Origin of the sequence: Acinetobacter sp. V89_4 (assembly GCF_029967875.1) — a bacterium.
Taxonomy (GTDB): Bacteria; Pseudomonadota; Gammaproteobacteria; order Pseudomonadales; family Moraxellaceae; genus Acinetobacter; species Acinetobacter oleivorans.
Genome location: NZ_JASCAI010000001.1, coordinates 146544 through 162116 on the forward strand (window position 1 = coordinate 146544; position 15573 = coordinate 162116).

Annotated in this window: 17 protein-coding genes; 15 read left to right on the forward strand and 2 right to left on the reverse strand. The window is 41.8% G+C overall.

Features of this window, described 5'->3' with window-relative positions:
* Positions 1-27: 27 nt before the first annotated feature.
* Positions 28-972: a DMT family transporter gene (locus tag QLG01_RS00755; protein ID WP_151766832.1), complete on the reverse strand. Its 945-nt coding sequence runs from the start codon at positions 970-972 to the stop codon at positions 28-30.
* A 401-nt stretch (positions 973-1373) separates the two neighbouring features.
* Between QLG01_RS00755 and pnuC the strand changes: the two genes are divergently transcribed.
* Positions 1374-1955, forward strand: a complete 582-nt coding sequence (pnuC, locus tag QLG01_RS00760) for a nicotinamide riboside transporter PnuC (RefSeq protein ID WP_192455529.1) — start codon at positions 1374-1376, stop codon at positions 1953-1955.
* Between the two features lie 14 nt (positions 1956-1969).
* Positions 1970-2269, forward strand: coding sequence for a hypothetical protein (locus QLG01_RS00765; RefSeq protein WP_013198656.1), 300 nt, complete (start codon positions 1970-1972; stop codon positions 2267-2269).
* 46 nt (positions 2270-2315) lie between these two features.
* On the opposite strand, the gene QLG01_RS00770 is transcribed toward QLG01_RS00765, so the two are convergent.
* Positions 2316-3128 carry an IclR family transcriptional regulator gene (locus QLG01_RS00770; protein ID WP_282495615.1) on the reverse strand — a complete coding sequence of 271 codons (813 nt, stop codon included), beginning with the start codon at positions 3126-3128 and terminating at the stop codon, positions 2316-2318.
* 273 nt (positions 3129-3401) lie between these two features.
* Here QLG01_RS00770 and QLG01_RS00775 point away from each other — a divergent pair, with 273 nt between their 5' ends.
* Genes QLG01_RS00775 through QLG01_RS00835 form a run of 13 tightly spaced genes read left to right on the forward strand, consistent with a single transcriptional unit; the run spans position 3402 to position 15506 of the window.
* Positions 3402-3707 carry a non-heme iron oxygenase ferredoxin subunit gene (locus QLG01_RS00775; RefSeq protein ID WP_002117586.1) on the forward strand — a complete coding sequence of 102 codons (306 nt, stop codon included), beginning with the start codon at positions 3402-3404 and terminating at the stop codon, positions 3705-3707.
* Between the two features lie 27 nt (positions 3708-3734).
* A complete protein-coding gene (locus QLG01_RS00780; protein ID WP_107973897.1) occupies positions 3735-4034 on the forward strand; it encodes a recombinase-like helix-turn-helix domain-containing protein in 300 nt (99 codons plus the stop codon).
* 16 nt (positions 4035-4050) lie between these two features.
* Positions 4051-5118 carry an aromatic ring-hydroxylating dioxygenase subunit alpha gene (locus tag QLG01_RS00785; RefSeq protein ID WP_282495616.1) on the forward strand — a complete coding sequence of 356 codons (1068 nt, stop codon included), beginning with the start codon at positions 4051-4053 and terminating at the stop codon, positions 5116-5118.
* Entirely contained in the window at positions 5111-5875 is a 765-nt protein-coding gene (locus tag QLG01_RS00790; protein ID WP_005070723.1) for an SDR family oxidoreductase, read from the forward strand. The genes QLG01_RS00785 and QLG01_RS00790 overlap by 8 nt, the downstream gene beginning before the upstream one ends.
* A gap of 11 nt (positions 5876-5886) precedes the next feature.
* Positions 5887-6816 (forward strand): VOC family protein, encoded by a 930-nt coding sequence (locus QLG01_RS00795; protein ID WP_282495617.1) that lies wholly within the window; start codon positions 5887-5889, stop codon positions 6814-6816.
* Between the two features lie 28 nt (positions 6817-6844).
* Positions 6845-8056: an FAD-dependent oxidoreductase gene (locus tag QLG01_RS00800; RefSeq protein ID WP_282495618.1), complete on the forward strand. Its 1212-nt coding sequence runs from the start codon at positions 6845-6847 to the stop codon at positions 8054-8056.
* 42 nt (positions 8057-8098) lie between these two features.
* Positions 8099-9322 carry an MFS transporter gene (locus tag QLG01_RS00805; protein ID WP_144733237.1) on the forward strand — a complete coding sequence of 408 codons (1224 nt, stop codon included), beginning with the start codon at positions 8099-8101 and terminating at the stop codon, positions 9320-9322.
* A 23-nt stretch (positions 9323-9345) separates the two neighbouring features.
* Complete coding sequence (locus tag QLG01_RS00810) at positions 9346-9867, forward strand: cupin domain-containing protein (RefSeq protein ID WP_013198649.1); 522 nt, start codon at positions 9346-9348, stop codon at positions 9865-9867.
* 36 nt (positions 9868-9903) lie between these two features.
* Positions 9904-10728, forward strand: a complete 825-nt coding sequence (locus QLG01_RS00815) for an alpha/beta hydrolase (protein WP_199986979.1) — start codon at positions 9904-9906, stop codon at positions 10726-10728.
* A 15-nt stretch (positions 10729-10743) separates the two neighbouring features.
* Entirely contained in the window at positions 10744-11538 is a 795-nt protein-coding gene (locus QLG01_RS00820) for an SDR family oxidoreductase (RefSeq protein WP_282495619.1), read from the forward strand.
* 15 nt (positions 11539-11553) lie between these two features.
* Entirely contained in the window at positions 11554-12345 is a 792-nt protein-coding gene (locus QLG01_RS00825; protein WP_262441932.1) for an aspartate dehydrogenase, read from the forward strand.
* 13 nt (positions 12346-12358) lie between these two features.
* Positions 12359-13825 (forward strand): aldehyde dehydrogenase, encoded by a 1467-nt coding sequence (locus QLG01_RS00830; RefSeq protein ID WP_282495620.1) that lies wholly within the window; start codon positions 12359-12361, stop codon positions 13823-13825.
* Positions 13826-13865: 40 nt separating this feature from the next.
* Positions 13866-15506: a thiamine pyrophosphate-binding protein gene (locus QLG01_RS00835; RefSeq protein ID WP_282495621.1), complete on the forward strand. Its 1641-nt coding sequence runs from the start codon at positions 13866-13868 to the stop codon at positions 15504-15506.
* Positions 15507-15573: the final 67 nt, after the last annotated feature.

Genomic DNA, 15573 nt, shown 5'->3' on the forward strand with positions numbered 1-15573 from the left:
TGAGTGCTCTCAATCAGGTTATAAATATTATGTTGGACGACGTGAGTACATCAATAGCCCTAGGCATAACAGAGTTAAACCTAAAATAAGATGTGAGCTGAGCTGCTCATGGTTGAACCATGTTCCCCAAAATGTGGCTAACACTGGGGTGATAATGGTAATAAGTAGCACAGTCGTTGGTTGTAGTATTTTGATGAGCTGATAATAAAAAATCATGGCAAGTACAGATGAAAAAACCGCGCTATAGAGCACTGCTAAAGAAATTTTCAGACTTGGAAATTCAGTTGGAAGATGCGACCAAAAGAAAGGTAACAAGCATACATAACCGACCCATGAGACAAGGGTAGCACCTGTCATTTGTGTAATGGGCGGAATATGCGCTCCGACAGATTTCACGGCAAACGTCGACAAGACATAAAACAGCATCGCGATCAGTTCTAATAGAATACCGATGCGGTTGAGCTGAAAACCTGATGAAGACAGTCCTAAAGTAAAACTCATCCCGACAAGAGCAATACCGAGTCCAAGCCATTGCCATACTGAAAATCGTTCGCGTCCTAATAAAAAGGAGCTAATCAGTCCAGATACTAACGGAGAGGTGCCGTAAATAATTGAAATAATGGCAGAGGGGACTTTATCTGCACCCATATAGCAAAACGCCATAGAGCCAAATAAGCCAATGGCTCCAGCACAATAACTTAAAACAGCTTTTTTACTAAAGATGAGCTTTAAGCGAAAAAATCTTAGACACAGCAAGGCGATTGGAATCGCCAGACTGAACCGAATAAATAATCCCCATGCCCAGTGAATTTCTTGTACTGTCCAGACGGCCGCGAGTGGGGTAAGCGACCAAATAATGACGACAGCAATAAATTGGCCGGCTGTAGCAAGGCGAGTCGGAGATGAAGATGATGCTACAGCCGGCTGAATCTGCGGGGTGGATATACTCTGTTGTTCAAATAATGGCTTCATAGAAAGCTCCAGAAAGTTTGTTCTTTGGTGTTTTAAAAGGGCATAAAAAAAGCCGCGTTTTATGGCGGCTTGTGATGAAAATCAGAGGATATATTACAAATTAAATATCTCGATTTTCGTATCTAAAGCGCCAAATTGTCCAAAATAAGGACGTCGCCAATTGACCACATAGAACTTAATCTCTGCGGCGTATGATTGACGCGCTAGACAACAATGGGCTTTAGATAAAAACATGATAAGTATATTAAAATATAGATGATATTTTTATAACATATAAATGGAAAAGTACAAATTAGATTCAAGCATGAGACATGGTTTTTTTGATTACTTTAAATTAGTAGTTTGCTTAGCTTCATATTTTTCTCATAATACCTCGTCAAATTGATCTCAATAAGCAGCTTATGTCACCTCTAGAAATCTTTGCGGTCTTAATTAGTCTCATTGGAGTTGGATTAACCGTCATCCGTAATATGTGGTGTTGGCTGTTTAATTTCTTTGCCTTTGTTTTATATGCCTATTTGTTTTACGAATTTAAGCTATATGGCGAAACAATTTTGCAGTTCTTTTTTATGGTCGTAAATTTTTATGGCTTTTACTATTGGTTCAAAGGAAAGCAGCAAGATCACGACATTCGAATTGAACCTATTGCAGTTCAAACCGCTATCATCCAAATGATTATTGCTGCGGTAGGTGGCTTACTGTTTGGTTTAATTCTTAAAAACTTTACCGATGCAGCAGTACCGATGCTCGACTCACAGCTTGCAGCATTTAGTTTACTGGCAACGTATTGGACCAGCCGAAAGCATATTGCCACATGGGTACTTTGGGTGTTCGTTGATATTATTTATGTAGGCATGTTTATCTATAAAGATTTATTTTTAACAGCCGCTTTATATGCAGCCTTTGTGTTAATGGCGGCTTATGGCTGGTATCAATGGGAAAAGGTTAAAAAGAAACAGAATTTATCTTCTGAGCCGGTTTAATTTGGAGAATGGTCATGTTGTTGAGCTTAGATGGTTATAAACAGCAACAGTTTGATCAAATTGCCGCAAAAATAATGGCCGAGCCAAAAGAGTATTGTGAATTTAATTCAGTCTCAGATTTTTATAATGCTGCATGGCTTAAGGATTTTCCACAAGGCAGCCAGATTTCTGCCACTGGCTTAGATGACGGTGCTGAAGAGTTTTATGCGGTTGTTCAATTTAAACAGCAGTATTTAAAATTTGATATTAAAGAAAGCGTTTCGGCACTGATTTTTCAAGATATGAATGGGAAAGTATCTAAGCGTAATTTTTAATTTAAGAAATAAAATCACAAAAAAAGCGACTTAACGTCGCTTTTTTTTAATAAATAAATTTGGAAATTTTATTTGCTGTTTCAACAACGAGGCTTGCGATATCTTCTTTAAATGTTTTTTCATCGTAAGTAGTAATTGGGCAACTCACAGAGATAACAGCGACCATTTTACCGTTTGATTGTTTAAAAATAGGCGCAGCACAGGCTGCCATATCATGATTGTAATGACCCCAGCTCACCATGGTTTTTTGGGTTTTTACATAGACTAATCTTTGTAATAGGGTTTTTAAATTGGTTGGAGTCAGTTCAGAAAAACTATCCCAATCATCAAAGTTACGGTAACGCTGACGTACTTCAGTTTCAGGTAAATCAGACAATAACATTTGACCAATGACGGTTGCATGAGCAGGCCAGCGAGTCCCTAAGCTAATGTTGCTCGTGAAGGTTCCCATCGACTGAATGTTATTTACAAAGACAATATGAGTGCCTTCTAAAATTGAAAGGTGTACCGCAAGTTTGGTTTGGTCACGTAGTTCTTTCATTAATGGTGTCGATAAATCGAGTAATGAAAGTTTAGATAAACTGTTAAACCCAAGCTCCATGACTTTGGAATCGAGAGCATAAGTTTTTTGAGATGCTTTTCTTAAATAGCCACAAGATTCGAGTGTATAGATCAGACGAAATGCACTAGAACGGTTCACTTCTAAAATTTCAGCAATTTCTGTAATGGTCATTTCTTGCGCTTGTTGGTTAAATGCTTGCAAGATAGCTAAACCCCGTACAAGTCCGGGTACTAAATAACGATCATCATTTTTTGTTGTTTCTGATTCTTGCAAATCTTCTTCAATTGCTATGCTCATTCGTGTCATTTTCCTATAAATAAAACATGATTCAATTTGGGGCATGCTGCTTTATTTTATAACTATTGTAATTGTTAAAAATGCATAAAACAATTTTTATATTCAAAACTTTGTTTCTTGTTTGAAACGTAACAAAATATTTAAAATTAATTAAGTAAATGAATTTTATATTTATTTTTACTTTGACAAAAAATGATCAGGGGTATTATGCTTAGCCTGTGTTTTGAAAATCAAATTATGTTTTGTATATAAAACAAAATGAGGACGCAAGGTATGAGTTGGATCTCAGTTTGTCAGCAGGGTGACGTTAGCGAAGATGAGCCGAAAGCCATCGAAATTGAAGGGAAAAAAATAGGCGTATTTTTCGTCGACGAAAATTACTTTGCTATCGAAAATGTTTGCCCTCATGCGTATGCCTTATTAACCGAAGGATTTATCGAAGATCAGACTGTTGAATGTCCATTGCATGAAGCAATTTTTGACATTCAAACAGGTGAGCTAAAAAGTGGACCCGGGTGTAGAAACCTATGTACGTACCCAGTTCGTGTTGAAGGACAGGATATTCAAATTCAACTCTAGTCCTCACATGTACAAGGAAGCAGAACAATGAAGACATTTAATGAAAAGTTGGCAAGCTGGATTCATGCAACGCCGGCAACCGAAGCAGGCATCAACAATATTCAAATTCCTGGTCAATCTGAATTGTTGGTTTGGCAAACACGTTATAAAGAACCAACACTCTACGAACAAGATTTTGTAAAGAACTTGATTCAGGCATTTTCTGCGGGCGCAACAGAGTTAGATGACGTTGTTTCTGCACTTAATCAACAGGGTTTCCGGTGTGAATCTGGTAATGAATGGACTTCTGCAAGCTTTACAGAAGAAATGCAACGTTTAGGTTATTGATTCAGGGAAGAATAAAATGAACGCAATCGTATCAACTTCACAAAGCGCTGAAGAATATTTAGAACTTGGTTTACGTGACCAATGGCACCCGGTTTTAGCAAGTTGGGAAGTCGCTGCTAATCCAGTCGGGATTACTCGTTTAGGCGAAAATATTGTGGTTTGGCGTGATGCCGAAGGTCAGGTTCATGCGCTTGAAGACCGCTGTCCACACCGCGGTGCTCGTCTTTCCCTTGGTTGGAACTTAGGGAATCGAGTTGCTTGCTGGTATCACGGTGTTGAAGTTCGTGCCGATGGTGTGGTTGCCGATGTGCCAGCGGTTCATGAATGTCCAATGACTGGAACTAAATGTTTAAAGAACTATCCTGTAATTGAGCAACATGGCGCAATCTTCATTTGGTTTGGTATCGATGCAAATGAACAACCAGCGCCGCTTGAGTTCCCAGAGCAACTTGCAAGCGAAGAGTGGAGTGCATTCCTTTGCCAAGCAGACTGGAAAGTAAACCATCAATACGCGATTGATAATGTGATGGACCCAATGCATGGTAGTTATTTACATGCGACATCGCACTCGATGGCAGATGGTGATCGTACCGCAGAGATGAAACACCGCACGACCGATAATGGCTTTGTCTTTGAAAAAGAAGGTCAATTAGGTGTGAACTTCGACTGGGTTGAATATGGTTCAACAGGTGCGAGTTGGTTACGTCTTTCAATTCCATACCGTAAGCAATTTGGCCCAGGTGGCGAATTCTGGATTGTGGGCTATGCAACGCCAATTGACGCTAACAATACTCGCGTATTTTTCTGGCGCTGCCGTAAGGTGAGTGGCTGGCAACGTAATGTATGGCGTTTCTTATATCGTAATCATTTAGAACAGTTGCATTGGGATGTATTGGAACAAGACCGAATTATTTTAGAAAACCTTGCACCAAATGCGCGTGAAAAAGAGTTCCTCTATCAACACGATGTAGGTCTTGCACGTTTACGCCGTTTAATGAAAAAAGAAGCTGAAAAGCAATTAAAGAAAATTGCTGCGCTAAATGCATCAAACCGTATCGAGATGCAGGAAGAAGCTCATGGCTAATGTAGCGTTGTTGCAAGGCAAAAAAGTTTTAGTGACTGGTGCTGCACGTGGTTTAGGCCGAGATTTTGCTCAAGCCATTGCCGAGGCAGGTGCTGAAGTTGTGATGGCAGATATTTTGTCTGACTTGGTGCAACAAGAAGCTCAAGCTTTACAGCAACAAGGGCTAAACGTTCATGCTGTCACCGTTGACCTTGCCAATGCAGACTCTATTGAAAATGCGGTTGCAAAAAGCGTTGAAGTATTACAAGGACTAGATGGCCTTGTGAACTGTGCGGCACTGGCAACCAATGTAGGTGGAAAAAATATGATTGATTACGATCCTGAACTTTGGGATCGGGTCATGAATATTAATGTAAAAGGCACATGGCTAATTAGTAAGGCATGCGTTCCCCATTTAAAGCAATCGGCTGCTGGCAAAATTATTAATGTTGCTTCCGATACAGCACTTTGGGGCGCACCGAACCTAATGGCTTATGTGGCAAGTAAAGGTGCAATTGTTGCCATGACACGTTCAATGGCAAGAGAGTTGGGACAATCTAATATCTGTGTCAACACATTGTCACCGGGACTTACTCTGGTTGAAGCAACTGAGTATGTACCACAGGAACGTCACGATTTATATGTCAATGGAAGAGCGATTCAACGTCAGCAACTTCCACAAGATTTAAATGGAACAGCATTGTATCTACTGTCGGATTTGTCCTCTTTTGTGACAGGTCAAAATATTCCGGTCAATGGCGGTTTTGTCTTTAACTAAGGAGTAGTCAAATGATTACAGGGATCGAGATTTTAAAGTTTGGAGTTGAGGATAGAGTCGCTTCAAACAAGTTTCTAGCAGATTTTGGTTTAAGCCAAAGTACTTCGGATATTGAAGGTACAGATTTATACCAAACTCAAAATGGCAGTAAGATTTATCTATTTAATTGTGATGATGATCGTTTGCCACCTGCGATTGAACAAGGCTCAACTTTACGTGAAGTCACTTGGGGTGTTGATAATTCTCAAGACCTTGAGGACTTGGCAACTCGTTTGGCTGATGTAGAAGGTTTTAAACGTTCTGAAAATACAGTTCAGTGTCTTGACCCAAATGGCATGACCATTCGTTTTGAACAAAGTTTTGTTAAAGATGTGTCTGAACTTAAAACGGAAGGCATTAACCAATACGGCAACATTCAACGTGTGAATGCAGCAAGTCCTGTCTATGAAAAAGGTCAACCTGTTGCGATTGGACACGTGGTGTTCTTCACACCAGATTTGGCAACAACTGAAAACTTCTATATTGAGAAAGTAGGCTTCCATTTATCTGATGCTTATAAAAATCGTGGTGCATTCTTACGTTGCCGCGGTGAAGGTTATCACCATGATTTATTCTTGCTGAGTGTTCCAAATAAACCTGCTGGCTTAAATCATGTTGCGTTTGTAGTACGTGATATCCATGAAGTAATTGGGGGTGGTTTAAATATGAATCGTTCGGAGTGGTCAACCTTTATTGGACCGGGACGTCACCCAATTTCTTCTGCTTATTTCTGGTACGTCAACTCACCATTGGGTGGTGCATTTGAGTACTACACCAACGATGATTATTTGACAGAAGAATGGCAGCCGCGTGTAGAAGAACATCGTCTAGAGCTTTTCACCGAATGGGCGATTGAAGGTGGTCTTGATGACACAACTCGCCGTCAGGTGAAGCCTGTTTAACAGGTATGGCTTTACAAGGAAGATGGCTATGGAAAAGATCGTAATTGTAGGTGCCGGACAGGCAGCGGGTTGGGCAGTAAGCACACTACGCCAAAACGGTTATGTGGGCGAAATTCACGTGGTTTCAAATGAAGATCAAGTGTTTTATGAGCGTCCGCCACTGTCTAAGCAAGTACTTTCAAAAGAAGCAACTTATGAAAGTTTGAATCTGTTCTCTCCTGAACAAGTTCAAGAGTTCAAGGTTCAATGGCATAAACCGGAAATTGCGACAAAAGTTGACCGTGAGCAAAAACAGGTTCATTTAGAAAGTGGCCAGGTTTTGCCGTATGACAAATTGTTGATTGCAACTGGAAGCCGTGCACGTGTACCAGTCAATACATGGCAGTTCATTCCAAATGTTGTGACCTTACGCAATGTGCAAGACTGTGAACGTTTGGCTGAAATTTTAAAGAATGCAAAAAATGTCGCTGTGATCGGCGGTGGCTGGATTGGTTTAGAAATTGCTGCAACTGCACGTAAGCAAGGTAAAGATGTTCATATTTTTGAATATGGCGACCGTTTATGTGCAAGAAGTGTGAGTCCGGAAGTTTCTGCATTTTTTAAAAATATGCATGAAACCCAAGGTACAAAAATTCATTTAGACAGCAAAAGCCTTCATTTGGTTGAAGCGCCTAATCAGAAAGTTGAAGTGGTGAACCATCCTCAAAATAGTCAGTTATTTGACTGTGTTGTGGTAGGTGCGGGTGCCGAGATTGCTAAAGAGTTAGGTGTACACGCTGGTCTCGATGTGAAAGATGGCATTGTGGTGAACTGCTTTGGACAAACTTCAGATCAAAACATTTATGCCGCAGGCGATGTCGCAATTCATCCGAGCTTGGGCTACTGCATTCAGTCTTGGGCAAATGCACAAAATCAGGCGATTGCCGCAGCAAAGTCGATGCTTGGAATTGAAACTGAATATAGCGATATTCCATGGCTTTGGTCTGATCAATATCACTTCAATATTCAGATTTTAGGAACCTATCAACCTGAAAAAACTAAAGAAGTGGTCATTCGCCAAGGCGGGGAATATCAGGTGAGCTATTTATATCTGGACCATGAAAATCGTTTGCTCAACATGATTGCCATTAATGACTCGAAGCTAGTCAAACTAGCAAAACGTTGGATGCAAGCCAACACCGTTTTAGATCCAAAACTATTAGCAGATGCTGAATTTAATGTCATGAAGTTAAAACCGTAAACATTAAATCTGGTTCTCATTACCAAATCGAAGGAATGACACATGAGTAATGAAGAAAAAAGTGGATTGAAGCATTGGGTACCTGCTTTTGTCCTTATGGTGTGTGTGGTACTGGCGTTTTTCGACAAGATTAGTATTGCGGTTTTATTTTCAGATCCTCATTTTCAAAGTGCAATGGGAATTGCTGAAGATAAGGCCAAGCTTGGATGGCTCATGACAAGTTTCTTACTTGCTTATGGTTTTTCATCAGTCTTTCTAAGCTTTTTGGGTGACATCTTTAACCCAAAGAAAATGCTGTTCTGGAGCGTGACCTCTTGGGGTTTACTCATGTTTTGCATGGGCTTCACCACCAGTTATTCAGGCATGTTGATTTTACGTGTACTGCTCGGTTTGGCAGAAGGTCCGTTATTTGCCTTGGCATACACCATTGTTAAGCAGACTTACACAGATCATCAGCAAGCACGTGCTTCTACCATGTTCTTACTTGGAACACCGATTGGAGCATTTCTTGGGTTCCCAATTACTGCAAATGTTTTAGCTCACCATGATTGGCACACCACGTTTTTCGTGATGGCTGGTTTAACACTCATTGCCATTTTCAGCATTGTTTTTGGTTTACGTAACTTGCAGCTCAAGAAAACTGTCGAAATTGATGGTGAGAGTAAACGTACCAATTTCAAAGGTCACATTGCCAATACTAAATTGCTCTTAAGTAACAGCGCGTTCTGGTTGGTGTGTCTCTTTAATATTGCATTGATGACGTATTTGTGGGGCTTAAACAGTTGGGTTCCTTCTTATCTTATGCAAGACAAAGGATTCAATCTCAAAGAGTTTGGGATGTATTCAAGCTTTCCGTTCATTGCCATGTTAATTGGCGAAATTATCGGCGCATTTTTATCTGACAAGTTAGGCCGCCGTGCAATTCAAGTATTTAGCGGTTTATTACTCGCGGGCATCTTCATGTATGTGATGGTCATTATGACGGAGCCATTATTGATTATTGCTGCCATGTCTTTAAGTGCTATGGCATGGGGGTTTGGAGTAGCAGCTGTATTTGCTCTGCTTGCAAGAGTAACCACCTCAAATGTAGGGGCGACTGCGGGCGGAATATTTAACGGTTTAGGTAATTTTGCAAGTGCAATTGCGCCTGTTCTTATCGGTTACATCGTGATGCAAACACACAGTTTTAATTTAGGAATTACCTTCTTGGCTGCTGTCGCTGTCATTGGATCGTTGTTCTTAGTTCCTCTTTTAAAACGTTATTAATTCACTGTATAGGAGTTTAAAAAATGACTACACAACAATTCGAATCGTGGGCACAACCAGAAAATGCTTCTTTAGAAGATTGGTTAAACACGCGTATTGCTCGCTTTGAGACACGTAAATATGACTTTGAGGCTTTGAAGTTCCAAGCCGATTACGACCCGAAATATCGCCGTGCACAAATGCGTTATATGGGTACGGGTGCAACAGGTGTTGCAAATGACGGTAATACTGTACCAGCAGAAAACTTCACGTTTTCAACCATGGTTCTGCCACCACAGTGTGAAGGCCCTTTGCACATTCACCACGATGTTGAAGAAGTTTTCTTTATGCTCCGCGGCGAAATTGATTTGTTTATTGAGCACAACGGCGAAAAATTTGAGACCCGTTTAAAAGAGCGTGACCTGATTTCAATTCCACCAGGAATCTACCGTGGTCTATTTAACCCAGGTCAAGAAGATGCCTTGATGTGTGTGATGTTGGGAACAGGTAAACCAACGATTCCGAACTATCCACCAGAGCATCCATTGTCTCAAATCAAACGTTAATTGTTTGATGAAGTGAATAAAAGGAAAGAATTGAAAATGATGACACTCATTGAAAAGTTAGCAGAATTTCCGGTGAAAACCGTCACTGTTCAAGGCCAGCAGCAAGCCTATCGGGAAGCCGGTCAGGGCGAGTACCTTGTGCTGCTGCACGGCATTAGTTCAGGTTCTGCTTCATGGGTGAACCAACTTGAAGTGTTGTCTCATCATTTTCATGTCATTGCCTGGGACGCGCCGGGCTATGGCAAATCAGATGAACTTTTAACTGATCAGCCCAATGCGACCGACTACGCAAAGCGTTTGGCAGCATTGTTCGATGTTTTAAAAATTGAAAAAGCAATTGTGGTCGGACACTCATTAGGTGCCTTACAGGTGAGTGCATTTGCCGCACTTTATCCAGAGCGAGTAAAGCACTTGGTTGTTGCTAACTTAGCGCAAGGTTACCAGCGCCACGATGAGCAAACACAAATTCAGGTTTTTGAAAAAAGACCAAAAATGTTGAAAGAACTTGGCGCTAAAGGAATGGCTGAAAGCCGTGGACCTCATTTGATTTATAAACAAGAGCCACAAGCCTTAGCCTTAGTTTCAGAGGTGATGCAACAGTTGACCCTACAGGGTTTCACACATGCATCGTACTTACTCGCATATGACGAAATACGTAATTACTTAACCGATTTAAAAGTCCCATGCACAGTCATTGCAGGGCAGCAAGATCAAATCACTCCTGCGTTAGGTATACAAGAGCTTGCTCAGGAATTGCAGTTGGAACAGCGCTTCGTCATAGAAGATGCAGGACATTTAAGTTATGTCGACCAACCGCAAGCATTTAACCAAATTATGTTGACGATTCAGGAACAATCGTAAGAGAGATTAAGGATTATGAGCTTCCAAGTTGAAGGAAAAGTTGCAGTTGTTACCGGTGGCTCATCTGGGATTGGGCTGGCTGCTGTTGAAATACTGGTTGCAGAGGGTGCAAAAGTTGCTTGGTGTGGTCGAGATGAAGAACGTTTAAATGCTTCTAAACGCTATATTTTGGAAAAATTTCCACATGCCAATATTTTTACCAAAGCATGCAATGTATTGAAAAAAGAAGAAGTTCAGCAATTTGCTAAAGACGTCAAACTCAATTTGGGCAATGTGGACATGCTCATTAACAATGCTGGGCAAGGCCGTGTTTCAAATTTTGAAAATACGCAAGATGAAGACTGGATGAAAGAAATTGAGCTGAAATATTTCAGTGTTTTACATCCGGTACGGGCTTTTCTTGATGACTTAAAACAGTCGGCAAATGCCTCAATTACCAATGTGAACTCGTTACTGGCATTGCAGCCAGAACCGCACATGATTGCGACGTCATCTGCACGCGCTGCGCTGTTGAATTTAACCCATTCGTTGGCGCATGAGTTTACTCAATATAGCGTTCGTGTGAACTCGATTTTACTCGGAATGGTTGAATCTGCGCAGTGGAAACGCCGTTATGAAACCCGTTCAGATTTAAATCTGTCATGGGAAGAGTGGACCGGCAATATCGCAAAAAATCGTGGCATTCCTATGCAGCGTTTAGGCCGTCCGGAAGAACCTGCACGTGCTTTAGTTTTCTTGGCATCACCATTGGCATCTTACACCACAGGTTCGGCAATAGATGTCTCAGGTGGTTTTAACAAACATTTATAAATATTAGGTGCTGTCATGAAAAAGTTGATGATGATTGGTTTTGGCGCAATGGCAGCAGAAGTGTATGCCCATTTGCCTCAAGATCTGCAACTCAAATGGATTGTCGTGCCATCTCGCAGTATTGAAAAAGTGCAGTCACAAGTTTCTTCAGAGATTCAGGTGATTTCAGATATTGAGCAATGTGATGGTACGCCAGACTATGTCATTGAGGTGGCAGGTCAAGCAGCAGTAAAAGAGCATGCTCAAAAAGTTTTAGCGAAAGGCTGGACCATTGGCTTGATTTCGGTGGGTACTTTAGCTGATAGCGAGTTTCTGATTCAGCTTAAACAAACTGCTGAAAAAAATGATGCCCATCTGCATTTACTGGCAGGGGCTATCGCAGGCATTGACGGTATTTCTGCTGCTAAAGAAGGTGGCTTGCAAAAGGTCACTTATAAAGGCTGCAAAAGTCCAAAAAGCTGGAAGGGCAGTTATGCAGAACAATTGGTCGATCTAGACCATGTTGCTGAAGCTACCGTCTTTTTCACAGGAACTGCGCGTGAAGCTGCGACCAAATTTCCTGCCAATGCCAACGTTGCAGCAACGATTGCACTGGCAGGACTTGGGATGGATGAAACCATGGTTGAATTAACTGTTGATCCAACCATCAACAAAAACAAACACACCATTGTGGCAGAAGGTGGCTTTGGACAAATGACCATTGAACTGGTGGGAGTGCCTTTGCCAAGTAACCCAAAAACATCAACTTTGGCTGCGCTTAGCGTGATTCGTGCTTGTCGCAACAGTGTAGAAGCAATACAGATTTAAGAAGGATTTGATCATGGCAAAGGAAATTTATATTGCAGGTGAATGGCGATTAGGTCGTGGTGCAGTCATTCAAAGCCTGTTTCCGGCAGATCAGTCGGTAAACGCTGAGCTTTCAACAGCAACGCTTGATGATGTAAATGAGGCAATTGAAAAAGCAGATCAGGCTTGGCGTCATCCGAGCTGGAGAAACAGCTTACCGCATGAGCGCGCACGTATTCTCTACAAAGTTGCAGACATTATTGAAGCGCGTGTCGATGAATTAGCGAAATTACAAACCCGCGATAATGGGAAGCCTTTAACCGAAACTCGCGGTTTGGTGATGAGCGCTGCGGCGACTGCGCGTTATGTTGCTGCGGCTTGTGAAACATTGAACGATGAGCTCACCACTCAACGTGCTCCAGACTTTATGACCATGAGTGTGCATGAACCTGTAGGAGTTGTGGCAGCTATTACCCCTTGGAACTCTCCAATTGCGAGTGAAGTTCAAAAGCTTGCTCCAGCTTTGGCAGCAGGAAATGCCGTGGTTTTAAAACCAGCAGAAGCAACTTCACTGATTGCTTTAGAGCTTGCTAAAATTTTTGAAGAGGCTGGTTTACCAAAAGGCTTACTCAGCGTGCTAGTTGGGCGCGGTTCTATCATTGGTGATGCAATTGCTCAGCACCCATTAGTTCGTAAAATCTCTTTTACGGGTGGAACAACTACGGGTCGTCATTTGGCACATATTGCCGCAGATAAACTGATTACCACTTCGCTTGAGCTAGGTGGAAAGTCACCAACCATCGTTTTACCAGATGCAGATGTCGAACTGGCTGCTAAAGGTGTGGCGTACGGTATTTTTAGTTCAGCAGGCCAAGCGTGTATCGCAGGTTCTCGCTTGTTTATTCATAGCAGTCTTTACGATCAGTTTTTAACACGGTTGATTGAAATTACCAAAGGCTTACGTGTGGGCCATCCAGAACAGACGGGCGTGCATTTAGGTCCACTGGTCAATGACAAACATTTGCAGTCAGTTGATCGCTATGTGCAACTTGCCAAAAGCGAAGGTGGTCAAGTTCTGATTGGTGGTGAGGCACTTACGACTGGTGACTATGCCAAAGGAAGCTATTACTTACCGACCATTATCACGGGCTTAAATAACAGTGCTCAAACCTGTCAAGAAGAAATTTTTGGCCCTGTTTTAGTCGTTATGAAATATGACAACGAGCAAGATTTAATTGCTCAAGCCAATGACAGTTGTTTTGGTCTTGCTGCAGGTATTTGGACTGAAAGCTATCGTAAAGCTTGGCGCATCGCACGTGCGTTAGAGGTTGGAACGGTATGGATTAATACCTATAAAAAGTTCTCGATTAGTGCGCCGTTTGGTGGCTTTAAAGACAGTGGGATTGGGCGCGAAAAAGGCCGTTTGGGCATTTTATCGTACATGCAACAAAAGAGTATTTATATGGGGCTGAATGAACAGCCTAACCCTTGGTGCGATTAATAAATTCAAGGACTGAAAAAACAAATTTTGAGGAACAGACATGACTGAACGTGTAAATGTAGGCGAAGCAATCGCAAGAGTTTTAGAAGCGCACCAAGTTGATAGTATTTATGGTGTTATTTCCATCCACAATTTACCTATTGCCGATGCAGTAGGACGCCGTGAAAAAATGCGTTTTGTTGCAGCCCGTGGTGAAGCTGGTGCGGTCACCATGGCAGATGCACACTCACGCTTTAAAGGCCTAGGTGTAGCGTTAACCAGTACAGGCGCTGGTGCAGGTAACGCGGTAGGTTCATTGATAGAAGCAATGAATGCGGGTAGCCCTGTATTGCATTTAACAGGTCAAGTTGAGCGTGAATATCTCGACCGTGATGCAAGTTTCATCCATGAAACCAAAGACCAACTTACATTCTTGCGCGCATCAAGCAAAGCGGCGTTCCGTATTACCAGTCCAGACAATGCTGTTGGTGTGATTCGTGAAGCAATCCGTGTCGCAACTACAGTTCCAATGGGACCAGTAAGTGTTGAGTTACCAATTGATGTACAAGCAGCAGAAATCGATTTGCCACTTAATCTTGGTCCAGTGAAAGCACTTGAGTTGCCACAGGCAGAACAAGCTGAAATTGATCTTCTTGTAAGCGAAATCAAAAAAGCAAAACGTCCGATTTTCTGGATTGGTGGTGGAACTTTAAATAGCGTTGCCGAAGTTAAAGCAATTGCAGATTTAGGTATTCCGGTGGTGTCGTCTACGCACGGCCGCGGTGTGTTAGCAGATGATCATCCACGTAGTTTAGGTGCTTTTCATAACTCGGCGGCGGTTGAGCAGTTATTAAAAGATGCTGATTTAATGGTTGTGATGGGTTCACGTTTACGTAGTAATGAAACTAAAACCTATTCGGTTGAGTTCCCTGAAAACATTATTCAGGTAGATGCAAATCCAGTAGCTCAGCAACGTAATTACAAAATCCGCAACTTCATTTGTGGCGATGCCAAAGATGTCTTAACACGTGTGTTAAAACAGCTTCAAGGCACTTCAAAAGTTGATGCCGATTACGATGCTGCTGTAGTGGCTGCTAAACAGGCTGCAATTGATGCTCTGCGTAAGCAAATCGACCAATACGCTTTAATTTGTGATCACTTGCGTGCAGCTTTACCGCAAGACGGCATTTTTGTACGAGACATCACCATGTCAGGTAGTACATGGGGTAGTCGTTTATTCCCTGTACAAGCACCAAATCAAAACATTCACTCACTCGCGGGTGCAATTGGTTTAGGTCTTGCAACAGCAATTGGTGCTTCGGTTGCTAACCCTGACAAAAAAGTAATTGGTTTAGTCGGCGATGGTGGCTTAATGCTTGGCATTGGTGAGATTGCAACCATGGTGCAAGAAAACACCAACATGGTTTTAATGATTATGAATGACGGTGGTTATGGCGTAATGCGTGGCATTCAAAATAACTACTTTGGTGGTCGTCAGTATTTCAATGAATTGCATACACCTGACTATAAACTTCTTGGCGAATCAATGGGTGTGAAGAGCTGGAAAGTGGGTAGTGCAGATGAGTTTAAAACGGTTATTCAAGAGGCTGTTGCTTTTGAAGGGCCAACTGTGATCGAGCTCGATATGAACTCGATTGGACCATTAAACTTCGCGGGTCCACCGCAAAAGAAACTGTATTAACCAGTTTGGATGGTTTAGTACATATGCGATGGGAGCTGCTAAGCCATCCTTTTTTTAGATAAATTTT